Raw genomic sequence first — 21383 nt, forward strand, 5'->3', positions numbered from 1 at the left:
CGTAATCATTTTATTGACTGGCTAAATGGATATCGCTTACAAAATCTAGTTTACTGAATGATGCCTCTTCGTACTCTTCAAATCGTACGTTTAAAGATCAAACATTTTTGCACTATATCTTCATTCTTTTTATAATGCACAAATTTATACCATACTTTTATGCTCAATCATTGATATTCTCGCGTTTTTTATCTAGTTGGGCACGAATATCATCCGTATCCTTGTCGCTTAAGTTCCATAACAGACAAGCCAATGCAGCAGTGAAAAATAGGATTGCTGGAATCAAATTAACCACTAGATTGATGCCATTTTTAGTCGCCATTGATTGTTCCATATTGGCCCGATAGCCGAATGAATGCAGCAGCATGATTCCCACCGATGCTCCGATAGCGTTACCAATTTTTGTCGCTAATCCATAAGTCGCATAAGCAGTCCCGTCTGTTCGAACCCCTGATTTCAATTCTTGGTAATCTACAGAATCCGCCACTAATGAAAGTGAAATCGGAAAGCCCATATTGAACAATCCAAAAATTACATGACCGGCAATAATCATTGGCAAGTTGTCAAAATCAGCAAAGTATACGACGAGTAAACCAATCCCTTGAAGAATCAAGGAAACCATCAACACATTACGTTTCCCAAAACGTTTAACCAAAGGAACAATTGCTAATGAACAAAGCGCTCCGCCAATGGATGGAATCGTCATGAGTAAGGCAATCAAGGTAAACGCACCTAAACAATAAATGACATAAAAAGTTGTTACAGCGATTCTTCCCATAAAAGCAGTCATTTGCAAAATCATGATAAGAAAAACGATCATTAAGTATTTATTACCAATCACATTTTTAATCGTGGTACGAAACGGTACTTTATTTTCATTTCTCATCGGTTGAACAACTTCTCGAGATGTCGCGAATACCGCGAAAAACAACGGGATCGAAATTACCGCATAGATCAACGCTGTCATAAAATAGCCTCGACCAGTTGCTACCTGCGAACCATCTGAAAATGCCAGCATAATAAACGAAGACAATGAGTTCACAATAATCATTCCGACATTCATCCCAACCGAGCGCCATGCATTTAACTGATTTCGTTCATTGGCATCTTCACTCATCACCGCCGCCAAAGCCCCGTAAGGAATATTCACTAATGTGTAGATCATTCCAGCGATGATATAAATAACCGCTGCCCAAATGATACCTGCCGTTCCATTTCCAAACGGACCGGTGAAAGTCAAAACTGAAAACAGGGCTAAAAATGGTGAGCCAAAAGCAATATAAGGGCGGAAACGGCCTAACTTGCTTCTTGTACGTTCAGCGATCATCCCCATCATCGGATCATTGATCCCATCCCATAAACGGGCAATTAGCATGATCATCGAAACTGCAACCGGAGCCAAACCAACAATATCCGTATAAAAAACAGTCAAATAAGTGCCGACAAATGTCCAGACAAACTGGCTAGCCAAGTCACCCAATCCATAAGCAATCATAGAAAATTTCGTTAAACCCTTTTTCTCCATCTTCATTCCATTTTCAAAGACATCTTTTTCCATGTGAACCTCCTAGAATAGTTGTATTTGCAAACGTTTACAATGAATAGTTTAATCTGTCAGCCAAAACATTACTCTGCTTTTTTCATTCTTTCTATTGATACTTTCCTAGGATGATGGCTTTGAAATCCACAAAAAAACAAGATTGTATTACACAATCTTGTTAACGAGAGACTTTTTGAATCTCAATCAATTGAATGTCCTGCGGAAAAAGCTCTAGCTCGATTTTTAACTGATGGTTTCTAGACTGCCCTTCCCTTATTTCTAGCTGTGGCTCACAACGATGCTTCAAGTAAGTGATCATCTCATCATCTAACCGATCAGAGCTGCTGATCTGATTAATTTCCTCCAGAATATTGCCGGTCTTTTGACCTATACGATAATACTTGATACGATAATGACTTTCTTCTTCCTTCAAATCTTTCAACAACACCTGTTTCGTCTGAACATTTCCAGAAGCAAACAGAGCGGCTGCATTTCTCCTAGTAAAGACACTGCTATGGTCATAATAATAAGTAGAATTTAAATGACTATAAGAATAGCACAAAATTTGTATCTTGTTGGGATCATCCTTCGTAATCAATAGATCCTCTGATTGATACACGACCTGATTACCTAATCGATTTAAGAAACGGTAGGCATAGTAGCCAATCTTCGGTATACCGCTTTTAGAAATCAAACCAGAACCGCCAAAAATCTCTTTATTGGCCGTATCAAAGGTCGTCACCGATAAATCCGTTAGCTGCCAGTAGCCGATCAAATCACAATAAGGCATCGCCCCTAAAGCATTTTTCAAGATATAGCTGCCCTTGAAGGCCGTATCATTGATAATATCGCGACTTAAAATGGTCACATTAAATTCCGTAATGAATGTTTTTCCCTGATAATTGATTTCCGTCAAAAGCTCTTTGAAATCCTTTATGCGATGAAGCATGTAATCAGAATTCGGTGAAATCGGCTCATGATGCTGCTTTTTCTGGTTCAGCTGCTGCTTTACCGCATCCATTGGATAAATCGACAAACTGAGAAAATCCGGTGCGCCTTTACTCATTGTCCACTGTGTCAGAAACATGCTTAAATCGCGCGTTTCAATATCTAAGCTTAAGCCACAGCCGCCGATCTGAATCATTGGTACGATTTGTTTTACAGCTTTTTTTATTTTCGAGAAGACATCAATATAGGTTTTTTCTTTAGCTAAATTCAGTTGTACCCCATCCTGATCAATTCGCATCAAATCCTCACAGCCAATTGTCTTCAAAACTAAAGGATTAGGCTTCCAAATCTCGATCATCCAGGTAGAAACTTCCTCTAAACCAAATACATCCACACAATGATGGAAAAAAACTTGGAATCGTTGGATCAAGTCAGATAGCTTATAGGATTTTCGGATAAAAGGATGACTTTTAACAATCTGCGTATGGGATTCATGAATCAACTTCCCTTTGAAGCCGAGTTCTAAAAATGGTTTGATTCCCGCCTTTAGCATGATTCGTAAAATTTCATCAACTGTGGAAAAATCGTAAGCCTCGCCTACCTGCTCCAGAATTTCTTCGCTTAACAATCCCCATATACGTCCATAATTAAAAGGATTATTTTCCTGCAAATAGTGAATTTGTTCCGCAAATGAAGCATGAGTCAAATCACCGGCGTAGCCAAGATTAATCATATTCTTTTGAAAGTTTTGCTTTGACGATATTTGCATGGAAACTTGAATCGTCTCATCACTAATCTTCGCATCCTTTTCTTTAAAGTAAATTTCCAAATTTCGAAGGTCTTTTTCTTCAAGGCTATTTTGCTTCGAGGAAACCTTAGCCATCGCTTTTGTTTCCTTACGAAATTCACTCGGCGTCAAGCCTTGATACTTCTTAAATAAACGATTAAATGAGTTAATATTCGAAAAGCCCGCTGAAAAGGCTATGTCGGTAATTGATTTCTCCGTTTCCAGCAAATCCTTCCGAACCTTTTCCAACCGTTTACGAATCAGGTATTCATTCATTGGCATCCCGATCTCGTTAGAAAAACTGCGAGACAAATATTGATCGGAAACATACAGCTTATTGGCAATATCGACCAATCGAATATCCTTATCGAAGTTATTATCAATATAAAATTTCAGTTCATAGACTTTTTGCTTCATGCTTCGCTCTTCTTCTATAGTAGAAGGTTTCGTGTATTCCTTTTCCAATATCTGAAGAATATGAAAATACTCCTCAAACACTTCTGAAACTGTATGCTTTTCTTGTAAGACGTATAGCTTTAGCAAGCGTTCAATCGACTGAATGACTTGATTATCTGCTCTTTTATTCTCTGTGACCGAGTTTCCTTCAAACACTTGGTTCTCTTGCTCTTCAAAATAATACTCTAAAACAATCTCAAATGCCCGCGCATTTTTTGTATAAACAGTATGTACCAATGATTTTGACAAAATATAAAAATCATTTTTTTGCAATGAAATGATTGTTCCTTCTTTTTCAATCGTCACTTCGCCTGCCAACACATAGATTAAATGGATATTTAAATCAAAATGCTGCATGATTCGATCTTCTGCTAATACATTTATCTCAATATTTTCCCACGGTTCAATCAAACGCATAATGTCCCTCCTTGTATCGCTTTCTAATAAACAATAAATCATTATAGCGCCTTTACTATTTTAGAGAAAGCGTTTTTCTATCCTCATCATACATGAGAACAGTCTGAAGATTCTAGCTTACTTAAAAAATTTACGCCCGATTCCCCTTTTTTACGCACTTCAAAGCTGCTAATACACAATATTCTTCTTTCACACACTAAAAAATCTGTACTGCTCCTTTTGCCAAAATTACAAGGCCTGTCAGAAACAGTACAGATCGATTACCTATTTTTATAAAAGAACTTACGCATTTGTAGATGGTAAAATTGTTTCTACTTCTGAATGCGGACGTGGGATCACATGAACAGATAATAGTTCACCTACACGCTGAGCCGCTGCTGCTCCTGCATCAGTTGCCGCTTTTACTGCGCCAACATCACCGCGAACCAAAACGGTCACAATCCCGCCGCCTACACGTTCTTTTCCTACTAATGTAACATTGGCTGCCTTCACCATTGCGTCGGCCGCTTCGATTGAACCGATCAATCCTTTTGTTTCGATCATTCCTAATGCATCTGATTTCATTTTTGTATTCCTCCTAAATTAATTTCTGATTTTTATTGTTGTTCCTGGCGTAACACCAAGAGCATTGGCTTCTTCCGTATCAATATGACACTCTAAGCCTGAATTCGCAGTCGCGCGAATTACTACATTGTTTAAGCTTCCGCCGCGTTCACCAGCAAAATCGATCGTCACGACTTGACCATCAGTCACGCCAAAACGTTCTGCCTCTTCCGGCAGCATATGAATATGACGTTTGGCGATAATTACCCCTTTAGCCATTTCAAACGCGCCATTGGGACCAATCAATGTTAAGCCAGGTGTACCATCTAAATCACCAGATAACCGTAACGCACCCTTTACTCCAAGTTTGAACGTATCGCTTTGTAAAATTTCTACTTGCGTTTCTGCTCTCACAGGACCTAAAATCCGGACCTTTTCAATTACTCCTTTAGGACCAGCGAGCGTGACACATTCTTTGCAAGCATATTGTCCCGGTTGCGAGAGATCCTTTAGCTTAGTTAATTGATAGTGATTGCCAAACAGCTTATCTAATGCAGCTTGACTTAAATGGATATGACGATTTGAAATCCCTACTGGAATCGAATCATCATTTGGGACATCTTCAGGATTTAAATGCGCCATAATGGCATTTAAAATCACTTCATAATCTTCCATTCCTACTCCTTCAATTCTTTATTTGATTAAATTTAAGCATTCATTTGGGTTAAAACTTTCCGCACGACTTCTGCCAACTCTGACAATTCTGCTGCCGAAAAATCCTTCATACTTGAATTGTCCGTTTTTCCCTCTGATGGCTGGCTCGCTTTTACTGGCTTTTCGGTCAAACAGGCATCTAGTGGCTCTTCCAGTTCTGGATGAGAAAAACTAGTATCCTCAGCCAATAAAGTCGTCACGTCCTTTAAGCCGTATGCGACTTTTTTAATGTTTAATAAATGCTTCGGACTAACATTTTCAGAAACAGAGCTGCCGCCAAAGGTTCCACAACCTAGCGTGAAGGAAATTGGCAACCCAGTACTAATTCCTGTTCCTCCTTGGCTGCCTCCTGTATTCACTAAAATGCGTGAAGCCGGCTTCGCCGCAAATTTCAAAACAATGTCGCGATTATTCGTATGAATACTCATGGTATGCCCGATGCCGTTTTGTAATAATTCGATGCTCAAGTGACAGGCTTCCTCCCAATCCCTGACGGTATAAAAGGCTAAAACAGTCGTTAATTTTTCAAATGACAACGGATTTCCCGCTCCGACACCGTTTTGGCGACCAATCAAAACAGTCGTTGAATGAGGAACAGTAAAACCGGCTGCTTCTGCGATCACTTGCGGCTTACGCCCGACAAATTTCGCATTCATCGCATGACCCCCGCCTTTGAAAAGCAGCCCGCAGACTTTTGCGGTCTCCTCTTCAGACATAAAGTAACCACCTTGAGCTTTCAATTCAGCAGTAACCTCAGCTTCATTGATCTCTTCACAAATAATCGACTGCTCAGAGGCACAGATCGTTCCATTATCAAAGGTTTTACTTGCAATAATTTGTGAAACAGCCTTTTTGACATCAGCGCTTCTCTCAATATAAGCAGGAGAATTCCCCGCTCCGACACCGATAGCAGGTTTTCCTGAACTATAGGCAGCCTTTACCATTCCCGGCCCGCCAGTAGCGATAATCAAGCTTACTTCATCAGCATGCATTAATTCATTTGTTGACGCCATCGTTGGCGTCGAGACACAGCTAATAATGCCTTTGGGTGCTCCGACTGCTTCTGCAGCACGACTCATCATGCCCGCAGCCTTCTTCGTACATTCTGCAGCCGCAGGATGCGGAGCAAACACGATAGCATTCCGTGATTTCAATGCCACCATTGCCTTGAAAATAACCGTTGATGTGGGGTTGGTTGAAGGGATAATTCCTAAGACTAGCCCCACTGGTTCCGCCACATCAAGGGTCCCTTTAGTCGTATCTTCAGCGATAATCCCAACAGTTTTTTCATCTTTGATTTCTTCGTATAGTAACGTTCCGGCTGCATGGTTCTTGTAAGCCTTATCCGCTACTGTTCCAAAACCAGTCTCCTCCACAGCAGCTTTAGCTAAACAAACAGAAAATTTTTCTGCTGCTTCCTTCATGCTTTTTAGAATTGCATCGACTTGCTCTTGACTAAAGGTCGCAAATTCTTGAGCAGCCCTTTCTCCAGCTCGGGCTAAGTCTCGCGCTTCCTGTACGGAACATAAATCTTTGTCAAACTTGTTCATTTTTATGTGACTCCTTTAGCGCTAAAATTTTTAAACAGAATTCTTCTCATCAGTTTGGCGGAAATACAGCTTCTGAAGACAGTCACTAGACTTTTTGAAAATGTAAGCTCAATGCAGAAACAAGCTGTTCCTTATTGGCTTTATGCACATCTTTTTTACTGATAGCAAAATTAGTTTGCTTTTTCGCAAGTTTTCGCAGGTCAATAACCTTCATTTCAGTTAATGCTGCTTCCATTTCCGCTATTTTTCCAGTCTTTCCCCATTGTGAAAGTGTAGCCCCTGAAATTATTGGGCTTAATGCGGCTTCTGATTCCTGACTACCTTCAATAATTGTCTCTTCATGATTTTCATTTGAGATTAACACTTCTTCCGCATCCTGAGGTGCCTCCTCAACAATAGATACTGATTCATCACTAGACTCCTGAATCTCTTCCTTTCTTTCAAAAAGGCTTAAGCTTTTATCAGGACGTGGAATAACGTGAGTTGTTACGAGTAAAGTTGCCTCGAGCTTTGTCACAGCGGAAGCCGCAGCATCCACTGCCGTTTTGACTGCTCCCACATCGCCTGAGACCATTACCGTCACTAGTCCACCGCCGACAATTTCTTTTTGCGTTAAGCTCACTTCCGCTGTTTTCAGCATGACATCACTGGCCTCGATCGCAGCCAATAAGCCCTTTGTTTCAACTAATCCTAATGCGTTCATTGTCTACTCCTTCATCGTACACGTTGTCGGCACAATTTTTTTTACAGCAAATCTGACCAGTTCGCTGGATACGTTGCGTAAAACAGCTTCACTTTATCATTAGAACCCCAAGTGACTTTGCTGCCTTTTGGTACGAAAACAACATCTCCTGGACATGCTGTAAATTTTTGACCTTCGATCGTAATTTCTAAATTTCCACTAATCACATAATCAATCTCTTCGTAGCTGAGTTCCCAATCAAAACGTGAATGATCAATTTCCAAAAAGCCTGCACTGATTTTCGCCTCTTCTTTACTGATGAGTTCTTGATAAAAAACCTGCGCTTCAGGATTGCCCGTTTCAAAGGGTTTCATTTCCACAGTGCTGCCTTTTACAACTTTTAATCCACTGGCATGTTTTTCACATTGAAAGGGGCTCGTTTCACCCGCTAAAATCATTTTTAATAGCTGCAACAAGGTCTCCTGATTCAGTTCATTAGGTAAATTGAGCTCTTTTGATTGCGTTTCACAGGATTCGTTTAACGGAACATGCAGTTCTTCGATTAAATCCTGTGCAGCGGGTGTAATGATCGTGTTTTGATTAACACAAAGAGGTTCACCCGCTTCATGCGCTTTTGTTACATCCTCCAGACATATCAATTCCTTCATTGCACCTGATCCTCTCTATACAGATTCACAGCCTTCATCGATAATACCGATCACCGCCGCATCCACTGGAATCGCATCATCTTCCAGCATTCTTCTCGCAGCACTGCCGCAGGTAACAATCACTCGATCACCAATCCCTGCACCAATCACATCACAAACGATCATCTGCTCGCCATCACGCGATCCGCCGATGATTTCTGCAATCATTAGCTTCAGGCCATTCAGTTGCTCTGATTTTCGTGTTGCCCAAATATTATCGATTAATCGTGCTGTTACCATTTTCGTTCCTTCTCTTTTCGTTTGATTTCCTCGATTGCTGCTTCAACAGATGCGGTATCACCAAAAATCGCTAACAAGATCATATTCTGCGGACAACTTCCGCGAATATCCTCCACGGTGACGCCCACTGCCTTTTCTGCAACATCAGCCGCACAGACCATTTCAATCAATTTCCCTTGAACCAATCCTACTGCATCAGGTATCTCCAGTGCTGCTTTAGGACCAGAGCCTTTCCGACGATTTAAGATAGCTAGCGTTCCTTCACCGGGAGATTTAATCATTCGACAATCCATTTGCTGTCCCTCCTTTATTTCACCAAACGTTTTCTTCTTTCTGGCAATAGGTTAAACGCATAAATCGATTACTTTAAGACTTTTAACCTACTGCCAAAGCTTCATCTGTACAACTCAACGCGATGCCTAACGGAGTAACAAACATCGGATTCAATGGCTTGAACGTTTTGATTTTGGTTTTTGCTTCAATGATTTTCTCAATCCCTGTTAAACAAGCCGTTCCGCCAACCAAATACAGACCATTGATCTCAAAACCGGCAATTTGTTCGGTAATGATCGTTGCGATTTTTTCTACTACTGGCTTCAAAACAGCAATCAACTCTTGATGATTATCTTGATTTCGTTTATAAAGCTCCGCTTCTGAAAAAGAAACCTTGTATGCACCTGCCGTTACAAGTGTTAAGTGAGTACCGCCAGTCGCCTCATCCACGACTTTTACAACTTCACCATTTTTGATAATGGAGATACCTGTCGTTCCGCCACCGATATCGACGACGGCACCGTTTTGAATCGCTAAGACCTGATTTGCCGCAGTAGGTTCATCCAGCACATTCGTCAATTCAAAACCGGCTCCTTGAACAACATTCTTGATCGCGCCGCCATCTAACGCATCTGTTCCTGGAGGAATTGCCGCCGCTGCATAAATTAGTTCTGTATCCAGTTTTTCTTCTAATTCAGCCTTCAGCTCTTTCACGATGGTAATCGCGCCAATGTAGTCCACGACCATCCCATCTCGCACGACATCTGCATAGCGATAAGCCCCTGCCACTGGTTGATAGTTTTCATCCATAACAGCTAAAACGATACAGGCTGTCCCAAGATCGACACCGGTATAAAGTGTACGTGTTGAATTTTTCTTTGGTTTGTTTATCACTGCTTCAAATTCTGCGACTAAGTGGTCACAGGCAGATATATCGTTCATAGTCATCACAGGCGATTCCTCCAAGTTTTAACATTTTAAAGCTTTTCTAGCTGTTCGATTTCTTTTGCAATTAAATAGATCAATTGCTCTAAAGCTGCTTGTTGTTCGAGTGTGACACAGGTTTGAATCGTTTTCGCATAGATGATTGCGCGTCTCAATTTTAAAGCGATCTTACCTCCAGGCTGAAAAATCTGAACCTCACTGATTTCAGAAAGTTCAATCGGTTGATCTTTTTCATTTTCACTGCAAGGAAGCTCTTCAAGGTTTTGCGTTACAATTTTTTTTACAAGTTGAGTCAAAGCAGTTATTCGTTCACAGCTAGCTGAACAAACATTTCTCGCCTCTAACGCTGCTTCCCACAGTTCGACTTCTAATAACGGAAAAAAAGTCTTATGCTTGGACACTAAAGCCAGATTTTTCATCATTTCATCGGACGATCCTCCAGCAGTATCCGTTTCATCATGCGTGACAATCGGAATCTGATGATCCGTCAAAAACTGTTTTGCTCCAGGAGTTAAACGCTCATTTTTTGTTAACAAAAAACGTTCTATTGATTTCTGTCGATTTTTTAACTGTAATTCCTGCTCAGTAATAAAACGCATCAGCACTCACCTCGACAAATTCTGGCGTAAATACCTGCCAGATCCGCCACCGTAACCTGCCGCGGATTGGTTAATGTACATTTGTCCTTCAATGCTGCTTCTGCCATCTCTGGAATTGCAGCGATAAACGCATCTTCATTAATTCCTAGATCTGTTACGAACTTCGGAATATCGAGTTTTCGGGTTAATTTTTGGATACCTGCAATCAAAAGATTGACCGTCGTTCTTTCTGTTGTTGAGCATATTCCCAATAGGTTCGCCGCTTCAGCATACTTACTCAAAGCAGGCAGATCTTGATTGCTTTCAATTCCCGCATTAAAGCTAATAACATGTGGCAATAATATGGCATTAGCTCGACCATGAGGAATATGAAAACGTCCCCCCAGCGCATGAGCCAAGCTGTGGCAAATTCCTAACGAGGCTTCGCTAAAGGCCATTCCCGCTAAACATGAAGCGTTATGAATTCTCTCTCGCCGTTGTGCATCTTCACCATCAGCCACTGCCTTAGCTAGATCCTGCCAAACAATCCTCATCGCTTTTTCCCCACAAGCATCCGTAAAGTCCGTGGCATTTGTTGAAACATATGCCTCTAAGGTGTGAGTCAAAACATCGATACCGGTATCCGCAGTCACACTGCTAGGAACCGTTAGGGTAAAAACTGGATCTAAAATTGCAATATCAGGAATCATCGCATCATCCACCAAAGCATATTTGCCATTAACGGATGGATCGGAAATAACCGCAAAAGATGTGACCTCACTACCAGTACCACTCGTTGTTGGTATACAGATTAATTGCACAGCTGATTCGATCCCTGCCTGTTGATAGATTTGTCGAACCGCTTTTGCCGTATCTAAGGCAGAACCACCACCTAAAGCAATAATTGTATCCGGTTGAAAATCTGCCGCATAGGCAACCCCTTTGGTTACTACTTCAATCGTAGGATCAGGAACGATTTCAGAAAAAATTTGATACGAGCTGTTCGCTTCCGACAAAATGGCTGTGACCTTTTTTACCATTCCGCTTATTACCATGAAAGGGTCACAAATAACTAAGGCCCGTTGGCATCGGCAATCTTTCAGATAAGTTGTGGCGTTGCTGCCGGAATATATTTTTGTTGCCATTTTAAAACTCCCCATTCTCTCGCCCCCTTCCTAAAATTATTTGTTCTATTTGATGCAGCTCTTCTTTTTCCAAGTCAAGAACCAGATCAACCTGCTCAAGTCCACAAGCCAGAAGTTGCGCTTTGGCTTGCTGCAAGGCAGACCCTTCATAAGATTTGTGATAGGTGACGATTCCATAAATAGGAATTCGAAAAACCTTCGCAAAATTTGGCGGATAGCTGCGGCGTTTTGCAGTAACTGGCTGTAAAAAGATTCCACAAGACGCCGTTTGCTGTAAAGCAATCACATGCTTATGCATCCAAGGACTTTCCAAATAGCTGTCTGGAACAAGGATTGTCCGTCGATAATACATGATATTGGCGACTTTCTTTAATGGTTGCGCGTTTGTTTTTTCCAGATAATTCGCGATTTTCAGCTTGCCGCTTTCTCTTGGTCCAACCAAAAGGATTCTCACGTTCGAGTCACATCCACTACGCTGAAGTGCAATACCTCTTTAAAAACCCGCAGCACTTCAGTCAAGCTTGTTTCAACACTTTCGACATCTCCTGTAATAACCACCGAACCAGTAAAGCGATCTAGAAATCCAATTTCAACATCTGCTACTTTCGCTGCTGTATCTGCTGCGATCATTGCAGTTTCAAAAGGAGACAAGGTCAAGATACCAATCGCTCCTGCTGCGTCGATTCCTAATGATTGATAAACACTCGCGATGGGTGCTGCTATGACATGCGCCAACGTAATCTGTTTTCCAGGCACAGACTCTTCAATCACTCGCTGAGCTAATAATTCTGACATTGTTCCGCCTCCTTAATGCCGCACCACTCGTACTGGAAAATCATACTCAGCAATCCAAGACTCAATCTGATCCAAATCAGCATCAGACAAGCTCGGATCGCCTTCTACCGGATATTCCATGCCTAATTGTCCGTATTTGTTGACACCCAATTTGTGGTAAGGCAGTAAATCGATCCCTTTAAAATTCGAAAAATCTTTGTACGGTAGCAGGAACTCCACGATTTCTTTGATTTCTTCATGACTGTCATTGATCAGCTTCAGCATCGGCATCCTGATCTGGACCTTATAGCCCCGTACCAACAATTCCTTTAAATTAGCTAGGATTTTCTCATTGCTGATACCGGTTAATTCATTGTGGCGCACAGGGTCCATGTGCTTCATGTCGTATAGAAAGAGATCGATATAATCAGCCATTTCTAGCAGTTTATTCATGTGACTATGGCCGCAGGTTTCAATCGCAGTATTTAATCCATCCGCTTTGCATGCTTTTAAAAGCGCCAACGCTGCTTCAGGCTGCGCGGTACATTCCCCACCGCTAAAGGTTACCCCGCCACCAGACATTTCATAAAAGGCATCATCTTCATGAATCACTTCCATTAACTCTGAGATCGTCATAATGGAACCTGTGATATTGAGTGCTTTCATGGGACAGGCATTTACACATTCTTGACAGCCATTACAGGAAATATCGCGTCGCACCTGATGTTTCCCATGTTCATCAATGTAGTGGATACCTAAAGGACAGGCATCCACACATGCACCACAATTCGTACAAACACTTTCCTTAAACATGACTTCAAACCGACGCTTGATCCCTTCTGGATTGGCGCACCACTGACAGCGCAATGGACATCCCTTGAAGAAGACGATAGTTCTGATCCCAGGACCGTCATACAGGCTGTATTTTTGTACATTGAAAATCATCGCTTGCCGTTCTATCCGTTCCTCTTTCACATTTACCATCCATTCCAAGCTCCAGCTTTTTTTAAATTTTTGTCAGCATTGTTCGTGAGATAATCTCATCCTGAACATCCTTACATAACTCTACGAAGAAAGCACTGTAACCAGCTACCCGAACAATCAAATCGCGGTATTGCTCTGGATGTTTTTGTGCTTCAATTAAGGTATTGTTGTCTAAATAGTTAAACTGCATTTCTCCATTACCTAAATGACAAGCCGTTTTAAGCAACGTAATCAGACTTTCTTCACCCTCTGGTGTATCCAATAAACCAGACATGATCTTAAAGTTATGCACCATCCCGATGTTCATGCTGTCGTTGGACATTTTCGAGATTGATTTGATAATTGCAGTCGGTCCTTTGAAATCGGCGCCTTGCGTTGGGCTGATTCCATCAGATAGCGGAGTCCAAGCTTTACGTCCATTCGCAGAAGCTCCAGTCATTTGTCCAAACGGTGTATTATTGGAAATTGACAAGGTTCCGTGACTCAACACTGAATACAATGTTTTATACTTACGGTGCTCAGCTTCAGTAAAGTTGATCAGATCTGCCGCGATCAAATCGGCATAATCATCGTCATTTCCATATTTCGGCGCGTTCAAACAATCCGTTCTCATACGATCATTATTCGCAAAATCAGCTTTTAATCCTTCATTTAATTCCTGCAATGTGTATTTTTTCTCATCAAAGACCAGTTTCTTAATTGCAGCCATTGAATCAGCATAAGTTGCTAGGCCAGACCAAACAACACCCGGTCCAAAATTGTACATTGCACCACCAGAAGAAACGTCTTTTCCGTTCTCCATACAGCCCTCGTACATGATTGACATCAATGGTTTTGGCGCTAGATCACGATGAACACGTTGGGAAATAACGGTAGCTACATCTGTCCATTTCGTAATGTATTTGATTTCTTCCTTAACCGCTGCCTCAAACTCTTCGTAGGTCTTGAAGCGAGACAAATCACCCATATCTGGGCAAACCTGCTTGCCGTACCACAGAGGAACGCCATGATTCAAGACTAGTTCAATACAAATCGGCCATTGCGTATAGGCAGTAGAGGTCCATTGATACAAACGACCTGATTTTTGCGGCTCCACACAACCCATCAAACAATAATCCCTCGCATCTTCAATTGAGACACCCTTTGCCAGCATCATCTTGATGTGTGTATCATCAAAATGACAAGCAGGAAAACCCATACCGGCTCTAACAACATCCACGATTTTTTTCAGATATTCTCTTGGTGAGTGGTTGTGAATGCGGCAGGCAAGCGAAGGTTGATACACCTTGACATGACGAACAGCATCCATCAATAAATAGGTCAATTCATTGGTAGCATCGCGCCCTTGACGAGTCACCCCGCCGACACACATGTTTACAAACGGCTGATAGCCAGCGAAGAATTTCGAACCGCCTTCACTAGTGATCCACATCATTTCAGACATCTTAATCAACATACAGCCAGCTAATTCAAAGGCTTGGAATTCATTCATCCGACCTTCTTCTAGGTCAGCCTTAAAGTATGGATACATGTATTGATCCACACGTCCAATTGACATCCCTGTTTGGTTCTCTTCAACGACTAACAATGATTCAATTGTCCAAACGGCTTGAATCGCTTCCCAGAAGGTATCCGGTTTATGGGCAGGGACTTTACGGTTCACTTCAGAGATTTTCAAAAGCTCGGCTTTGCGTTTTGGATTGGTTTCCTTCGCAGCCAGCTCCGCAGCATAATCCGCCATCCGACGGGCATAAATCATGACGCCTTCGGTTGTATCAATGATTGATTTATAGAAATAGATTTTTTCAATATCCTCAGGATTTTCATAATCTAATTCTTCCAAATGTGCCTTGGCTTCATTCTGAATATCGATCATGCCTTTTTTCATCAAAATGACATCATACCCAGGATTGGAATCGCCACCGCCATTTAGTGCATGATACGAACAATCGGAAACGAAAGATTCACCAGATAATTCCCAAACACCTGCTTCACGGTATTGATCCTCACAATATTCATCGACAGATTTGCCTTTCCAGAATGGGAAAAGCTCTTCACGCATGATTTTTTTGTCTTCATCAGAAATGTAGAACGGGTCCTGTGGACGGCTGCCGATCGTATCGATCTCATCCTCCATCCAGCGCCATGCGATATCTGGAGAGAATGCGCCTGCACGCGGCTTACCGTTGGGTGCTCCAACAATCAGTTCGTGATCTTGTATCACCAGCGGCGCTGTTTCACAGCAATAACGGAAGCATTTTGCCCGCAAAACAATCTTTGGCATGCCTGGATTTTCCTTGGCAATTTTTGTAATCGCTCGGGCACGATAAGTAGTAATTGACGGTACTTGCTCTAAATAGTTGTCCTTCAATGCCTGCAAACGTTTCGTAATTCCATTAGGAATCTCTGTTCCCTCATCCGAGACCAGTAATTCTGTTACGACGTCGTCCTTTTTGACCTCGTCTGAAACAGAAGCAAACATTTTCATCAAGGCCTGTCTTTCTTCTGAGCTTAATTCTTTTGTCGCTTCAGCTAATTTTGCTGAAAATTCTTTGATGTCCATCTGTTTCCCTCACTTTACTGCTCAATTATTTTTTGTAAAAATTTCTCAATAAGTAATTGTTCATCTGAAACTCGCTTGTTAACTCCTTTACTCGGCTCCTTAACCGACGTGTAGCCAATTTCACGAACATAGGTTAAATCCTTTGCTGTAATATTCTTGGCTTTGAACCCGCGTCCCGTTGTCATTCCACCCAAAATCAGCGAGACTGGTAAACTGGAATCGATTCCAATTCCCGCTAAACTTGCTCCTGCATTTACAATCATGCGGCCAACAGGTTTCTTCAAAGCGAATTCTTTGATAATACATTGATTATTCGAATGGATCGCTAACGTATGTCCGTTACGCTTTTCCTTTAACAACTGAATACATTTATCACAGGCATGAATCCAATCAGACTCTAAATAAAAGGTTAGGATCGGACATTTTAGTGCTGTGGTAAAGGGATTCTCGTCAAAAATATACGGTTGCTCCGATACTAAGACCTTCGTCTTCTCTGACACAGTAAATCCAGCGATTCCAGCAATCGTTTGTGCATCTTTTCCGACGATGCTGGGATTTATTTCATTGCTTAAAAATAATTTAGTCAAAAGCTGTTTTTCTTCCGCAACACTCATGAAATGAGCACCAGCCTCGATCATCTGCTCTTTTACTTCCTTTGCAATCACACTTTCAGCAATAACAAATTGCTCTGCTGAGGGCAATAAGCCATTATCAAAAGCACGACTAGAAACAATCGCTTGAGCAGCCTGGCTGACATTGGCTGTTCGCTCGACAAAAACCGGTACTGAACCACAGCCGCCATAGATAATCGGTTTAGGATACGCCCGTAAATCAAAATAATCCGCCATTCCAATATTAATCACTAAATCGACAGCTTCTTGCTCTATTAATGCTTTGACTCCTTCGATTGTAGTATTTTCCATATGGCTGAAACTGGATTTTGGCAAGCCAGAATTAGCCTGATTAAGAATTTCGACTAATTTAGCCGCTGCCTCTTCCGTTTTATTCGGCGGAATAAGAATCACTGTATTTCCTGCTTTTAAGGCACTTAATGTAGCAAATAACGCATTTAAAACAATATTTTCTGCTGGTAAAATAACTGCAACAACACCAAATGGTATCCCGATTTTACTCAAGGGAGCTCCATTAGTATTCAAAACACCGATCACCTGCTCTTGAAACGAATCATTAAACTGAGCTAAAAAGCTTTGGTATAGCTGTGTCTTATCTTGTTCATTGCCTTTTCCCGTAACTGATACTTCGAAAGCAGCTAGCTCTGACAATAGCTGTTGCACCTCAGTGATCATTCGTTGAATCATGCGATCAAGTGTTTCTTGGTCATATTCCCTTAGTAAAAAATGTGCATCGCGAGCGGATTCAACCAAGATGCGGGCTTCTTGGATCGATTTTAGATCTTTATCCACAAACTGCATGACTTCCACTCCCTTATGCTGGTAGTAATTGCTCCAACGAATACCGATCAATGATCTTTCCTAAATCAATATGCGGACTTGGAATCACAACGGAGCTGTATACCTCCGCACCCATTTCTTCAACTGCCGCAATACCTGTTTCAACAGCTGTCTTACATGCTGCAACATCTCCTCTTACGATGACGGAAATGTAACCAGAGGCCACATTTTCATAACCGACCAACTCAACGTCCGCCGCTTTACACATAGCATCAGCTGCTTCCAAAACAAAAACTAATCCAAATGTTTCGATTGCCCCGATCGCTTCGTATCTTTCCATTTTGTCCCTCCTAAACTACTGGTCAATATCATGAACAGAAACAATGTCACCTACAGCCCGAATTGGCCTGGGCATAACATTTTGTGCGGTCAGAGTACCGATTCCTTCTGCTGCCTTAGCTCCTGCAGCCACAGAAGCTTCGACAGCTGCAACATCTCCTTTGATCATGATCGTCACCAGTGTTGATCCAATATTTTCATACGAGATCAGCTCAACATTGGCCGCCTTTAGCATTTCATCACAAGCTTTTAATGCTGGAACCAGTCCGACTGTCTCGACCAATCCTAGTGCTTCTTCACCTCTGTATCTCACTAACAGACCTCCTTAGCTTTTGCGATAAGCAGCATCTACATACTTAGAAACAGTTTGCCGCCCATCTTCCGTGATCATATAGCGCATCACTAATTCACTATTCTTATCCAAATCGTAACTCGTCATTTCACATAAGCCATTTGCTTCAAGGGCCAACAAATGATCGAGATACATTTTATCGTTGAACTGTTTTTCACTGCCATAATCCTTTTTCAAAGCGGACATGACTTCTTTTACATCTACTTCGTTATGATCAAACATGTAGTTCAAAACAGCCATTCTGGTTGGTAGCGCCATTCTATGCATCTCCTTTTCTGAATAAATCTAAAGGATTCATCGTTACAATGATGGCTCCTAATACGATTACAATTGATCCAATAACAATTGTTGATGTCAGGGTTTGACCTAAGAACAGAACGCAGAATAATACGCCCCAGAAAGCGTAGGTCACGTTTAGAGACATCCCGATTGCACAACCCACCATTGAGTTGGCTTTATACCAACAAACAAATGATGCCGCAGCACTTAATCCAGATAAAACCAGCCACAGAATCGGAATACCTGCTGTCAATGTTCCACCAAGCAGTTTCAATCCGCCAACAAGCGGTACAATCAAAATCAAGACAACTAAGCCAGAAATTAACTCGCGTAAGTTCACTGCAACATCGGTATCAATCATTGCCCCGCCGAAACTTGAAAAGACACCTTCAAGCCCCCAGCAAACTGCTGCAATCAATGCACAAATAATTCCTAGTGTAAAATTCGGTGCCCCCTCAGGTTTTGCCCAGTTGATGACGATTGCTCCTGCAACACATAGCAACATCCCAAAAACAACACGCTTTGTAGGGCGTTGCTTTAAGAAAATCCAAGCAAATAAAGAACCGAATAGACTACACGTTGCCGAGATTGGAATTGCGTAAGCTCCTGCCATTGCTAAACCGATCAGGTAGGCTCCATTGGCCACAGGACCACCTAGAAGAAAGCCAACTACCAGCATTTGTCCAGGTTTTGTCTTCAATGTCCGCGATAATTCCTTCAATCGTCCATGTTTTGCGTTATAAAATAATAACCAGATCCCAGCAAATAAATCGTTTAAGCCCGAGCTAACAAAAGGAGCTGCTAAGAACCCCGCTGCACTGACTAAAGGATCATATCCGCTAGCCACCATAACCAAAGTTGAATAAATCCCATAAGTCAACCCAGAAAACAAACCATTTCCGAGTCCAGCGATTCGAAATTTTTTCCCAACCGCTTTCATTTTCGATTCTGCAGAAACCGTTGTTTGCATGACACTCTTTTCACTATTCATACTGATTCCCCTTACTCATTCGTTGTATGTGGGAGAATAGTTTCTACTTCACCATGCGGACGCGGAATGACATGCACAGATAATAGTTCACCCACTCGTTGAGCTGCTGCTGCTCCAGCATCGGTAGCTGCTTTTACTGCACCAACATCCCCACGTACCATTACAGTGACGATCCCACCGCCAACGAGTTCTTTTCCGATCAAGGAAACATTTGCGGCTTTCACCATTGCGTCGGCTGCTTCGATTGATCCTACTAGACCCTTTGTTTCTACCATTCCTAATGCATCGTACTTCACTATTGTTCCTCCTATTCGCGATTGAATCGCATACATTTTTTATGCATTTTCACTGTAGATTGTTCCCTTACGGTAGGAGTCAACCCCAAATTTTTAAAAAATTGTGAAGTATAACACAATCACATTGTTATAAAACAGTTTTAATTCTCAATTAACTGTATTAATCGAGAATCTTCAGAATAAAATCTTTTAATCGCTTGATTCTATTTAAGTAATATCTCTTTTTAAATTAAAATAATTTCATAGAAGTGCCGCTGCTATTTTCTTTCCGATTAATACAGAATTAAAAAAAATTGAATGAAAATAAAAAGAACTATCACATTTTTTACCTCGAAACAAGTGAAAATTGTTAGAATGACAAGGTAAGAAAATTTTTCAATTATTGATGAAGAAAGAATAAATGCCCTTTTAACAATGAAAATCTTTCCTTTTTCAAACCTTCCCCTTAAAGACAAGGATCATTTCTCTTACACATTTTTCAGAATAATTACATTATCATTTTCATTTTTGCACAAAAAAAAGCTAAGCGACTTAAGTGGCTTAGCTCTATCATGTTACAATTTCGTAGCTGGTATCATAATTTCGGTGACAAATTTATTTGTATCTTGTGTAGACCAATAATCTATGACATAGCGCTCATAACAATTTGGTCCAATCTCATAATTATGTTCTTTCGCCCATTTTTCCAATAACGGATACTTATCAGCACTGTCTTTTTGATCTCCAAAATGATACATGCAAACAAACATTTGTCCGCCAAATGCTTGCCTCGGTAATAGAAACTTGCTGTTTCGTACAGGCTTTTGAGTGACCGTTGCCTGCTTAATCATTCCTTGAGCTTTTGCTTTATAATCCGCAAAACCCAAGATGACAGGTCCGGTAATCTCACTTTCTGTAGTTTCCAATAAGTTTGTCCATTCAATATTGATGATGGATTTTTTGTAATCGTATTCAAAACCCTGTTCTAAAAAATAATACTGATCGCGATCGATGTACTTCAGGCTGATACTGGTGATGTTATTTTCTATCGCCATTGTGCCTTCATTTAAAAGCCCTACCCAATCAGAAACCGATTCATGACAATTCTGAATTCGCTCCTCTTCCCTTTTGAGCTCATCAAGCTTACTAAGAAAGTTCCTTTGGTGGTAGAAATAATCCGTTGTATTCGAAACTTTTGTCATTTCCTGTAAACGAAACCCTATTTGCTTATAATACTTCAAAACTGGAATCAACATAACTGTATCTTCGCTGTAATAGCGATAACCATTTTTAGGACTTACATGGTCAGGAACAAGCAATCCTAGCTCTTCATAAAAGCGTAATGTCTTTCTAGAAACATGACAAATCTCAGCCGCTTCACCAATACTATGCAGTTTCTTCGTATCTATTCTCGTCACCATCATTCCACCTCCCGATAATTCTCCAAAAATTATGAGGTGTTCTGTTATAGTTGTCAAGGTAATTTCTGACCTGGTATCTAACGAAATAACCACAAATTGTGAAAAAAAGTGTTAATATCAATGGAATTCACCTTAAACTTTTTTATTTATTTCTTATAATAATTTTGAATAAAATTAGCTATTCACCAAGAGACAACCAGCTTATTTTGTTATTTTTTAGCAAAGAAGGATTTCTCTTCACTTTCAGATGTTATCTAAAAGAAAATCTGTTATTTTATTTTCCCTTCATTGATATTCTATCTTGGTTTTAATCCTCCAAAGTCAAAAATTACTGCATCTAATACTAAATATAATCTAGAATTTTTATCAAATTAGCGTACGCTATATTTGCAAATAATAATCTACGAGACATTCTCACTTTTCTGTTTATCTCCGACCAACATCCCGAATAAGCGAAAGCTTTTTCGT

The 21383-nt window shown here is 40.9% G+C and carries 23 protein-coding genes; all 23 read right to left on the minus strand.

Annotated features, from left to right (window positions below):
• Nucleotides 1–163: 163 nt before the first annotated feature.
• The 23 genes from KQI58_RS05245 to KQI58_RS05355 all read right to left on the minus strand — a co-directional run bounded on the left by KQI58_RS05245 (nt 164) and on the right by KQI58_RS05355 (nt 20915).
• Nucleotides 164–1558, minus strand: coding sequence for an MFS transporter (locus KQI58_RS05245; protein WP_216407119.1), 1395 nt, complete (start codon nt 1556–1558; stop codon nt 164–166).
• 160 nt (nt 1559–1718) lie between these two features.
• Complete coding sequence (locus KQI58_RS05250) at nt 1719–4148, minus strand: GH39 family glycosyl hydrolase (protein ID WP_216407120.1); 2430 nt, start codon at nt 4146–4148, stop codon at nt 1719–1721.
• Between the two features lie 282 nt (nt 4149–4430).
• Nucleotides 4431–4712 (minus strand): BMC domain-containing protein, encoded by a 282-nt coding sequence (locus tag KQI58_RS05255; protein ID WP_016178630.1) that lies wholly within the window; start codon nt 4710–4712, stop codon nt 4431–4433.
• An 18-nt stretch (nt 4713–4730) separates the two neighbouring features.
• A complete protein-coding gene (locus KQI58_RS05260; protein WP_102866486.1) occupies nt 4731–5366 on the minus strand; it encodes a phosphate propanoyltransferase in 636 nt (211 codons plus the stop codon).
• Between the two features lie 32 nt (nt 5367–5398).
• A complete protein-coding gene (locus KQI58_RS05265) occupies nt 5399–6955 on the minus strand; it encodes an acetaldehyde dehydrogenase (acetylating) (RefSeq protein ID WP_216407121.1) in 1557 nt (518 codons plus the stop codon).
• 85 nt (nt 6956–7040) lie between these two features.
• Nucleotides 7041–7658: a BMC domain-containing protein gene (locus KQI58_RS22950; RefSeq protein WP_216407122.1), complete on the minus strand. Its 618-nt coding sequence runs from the start codon at nt 7656–7658 to the stop codon at nt 7041–7043.
• Between the two features lie 41 nt (nt 7659–7699).
• Nucleotides 7700–8305, minus strand: a complete 606-nt coding sequence (locus KQI58_RS05275; protein ID WP_102872959.1) for a cupin domain-containing protein — start codon at nt 8303–8305, stop codon at nt 7700–7702.
• Nucleotides 8306–8320: 15 nt separating this feature from the next.
• Nucleotides 8321–8584 (minus strand): EutN/CcmL family microcompartment protein, encoded by a 264-nt coding sequence (locus KQI58_RS05280; protein WP_016178635.1) that lies wholly within the window; start codon nt 8582–8584, stop codon nt 8321–8323.
• Nucleotides 8578–8877, minus strand: coding sequence for a BMC domain-containing protein (locus KQI58_RS05285; RefSeq protein ID WP_016178636.1), 300 nt, complete (start codon nt 8875–8877; stop codon nt 8578–8580). Before KQI58_RS05285 ends, KQI58_RS05280 begins: the two co-directional genes overlap by 7 nt.
• An 82-nt stretch (nt 8878–8959) precedes the next feature.
• The gene (eutJ, locus tag KQI58_RS05290; protein ID WP_216407328.1) at nt 8960–9805 is read right to left on the minus strand and encodes an ethanolamine utilization protein EutJ; all 846 of its coding nucleotides are present in this window, start codon (nt 9803–9805) and stop codon (nt 8960–8962) included.
• 29 nt (nt 9806–9834) lie between these two features.
• Nucleotides 9835–10401: a hypothetical protein gene (locus tag KQI58_RS05295; protein WP_137439044.1), complete on the minus strand. Its 567-nt coding sequence runs from the start codon at nt 10399–10401 to the stop codon at nt 9835–9837.
• Complete coding sequence (locus tag KQI58_RS05300; protein ID WP_016178639.1) at nt 10401–11540, minus strand: 1-propanol dehydrogenase PduQ; 1140 nt, start codon at nt 11538–11540, stop codon at nt 10401–10403. The genes KQI58_RS05295 and KQI58_RS05300 overlap by 1 nt, the downstream gene beginning before the upstream one ends.
• Complete coding sequence (locus KQI58_RS05305) at nt 11527–11979, minus strand: EutP/PduV family microcompartment system protein (protein ID WP_216407123.1); 453 nt, start codon at nt 11977–11979, stop codon at nt 11527–11529. Before KQI58_RS05305 ends, KQI58_RS05300 begins: the two co-directional genes overlap by 14 nt.
• On the minus strand, nt 11976–12320 hold the full coding sequence (locus KQI58_RS05310) for a BMC domain-containing protein (protein ID WP_016178641.1): 345 nt from the start codon (nt 12318–12320) through the stop codon (nt 11976–11978). Before KQI58_RS05310 ends, KQI58_RS05305 begins: the two co-directional genes overlap by 4 nt.
• Nucleotides 12321–12332: 12 nt before the next feature.
• On the minus strand, nt 12333–13283 hold the full coding sequence (cutD, locus tag KQI58_RS05315; protein WP_216407124.1) for a choline TMA-lyase-activating enzyme: 951 nt from the start codon (nt 13281–13283) through the stop codon (nt 12333–12335).
• A gap of 22 nt (nt 13284–13305) precedes the next feature.
• The gene (gene cutC, locus KQI58_RS05320) at nt 13306–15846 is read right to left on the minus strand and encodes a choline trimethylamine-lyase (RefSeq protein WP_216407125.1); all 2541 of its coding nucleotides are present in this window, start codon (nt 15844–15846) and stop codon (nt 13306–13308) included.
• A gap of 14 nt (nt 15847–15860) precedes the next feature.
• Complete coding sequence (locus tag KQI58_RS05325) at nt 15861–17279, minus strand: aldehyde dehydrogenase family protein (protein ID WP_216407127.1); 1419 nt, start codon at nt 17277–17279, stop codon at nt 15861–15863.
• A 13-nt stretch (nt 17280–17292) separates the two neighbouring features.
• The gene (locus tag KQI58_RS05330) at nt 17293–17598 is read right to left on the minus strand and encodes a BMC domain-containing protein (protein WP_102866474.1); all 306 of its coding nucleotides are present in this window, start codon (nt 17596–17598) and stop codon (nt 17293–17295) included.
• A gap of 15 nt (nt 17599–17613) precedes the next feature.
• Nucleotides 17614–17910 carry a BMC domain-containing protein gene (locus KQI58_RS05335; RefSeq protein ID WP_016178646.1) on the minus strand — a complete coding sequence of 99 codons (297 nt, stop codon included), beginning with the start codon at nt 17908–17910 and terminating at the stop codon, nt 17614–17616.
• A gap of 12 nt (nt 17911–17922) precedes the next feature.
• Nucleotides 17923–18207 (minus strand): hypothetical protein, encoded by a 285-nt coding sequence (locus tag KQI58_RS05340; protein ID WP_016178647.1) that lies wholly within the window; start codon nt 18205–18207, stop codon nt 17923–17925.
• A gap of 1 nt (nt 18208) precedes the next feature.
• A complete protein-coding gene (locus KQI58_RS05345) occupies nt 18209–19219 on the minus strand; it encodes a DMT family transporter (RefSeq protein WP_102866471.1) in 1011 nt (336 codons plus the stop codon).
• 11 nt (nt 19220–19230) lie between these two features.
• Nucleotides 19231–19515, minus strand: a complete 285-nt coding sequence (gene eutM, locus KQI58_RS05350) for an ethanolamine utilization microcompartment protein EutM (protein ID WP_016178649.1) — start codon at nt 19513–19515, stop codon at nt 19231–19233.
• 554 nt (nt 19516–20069) lie between these two features.
• A complete protein-coding gene (locus KQI58_RS05355) occupies nt 20070–20915 on the minus strand; it encodes a MerR family transcriptional regulator (protein ID WP_216407129.1) in 846 nt (281 codons plus the stop codon).
• Nucleotides 20916–21383: the final 468 nt, after the last annotated feature.

The organism is Enterococcus raffinosus (genome assembly GCF_018917525.1).
Taxonomy (GTDB): Bacteria; Bacillota; Bacilli; order Lactobacillales; family Enterococcaceae; genus Enterococcus_A; species Enterococcus_A raffinosus_A.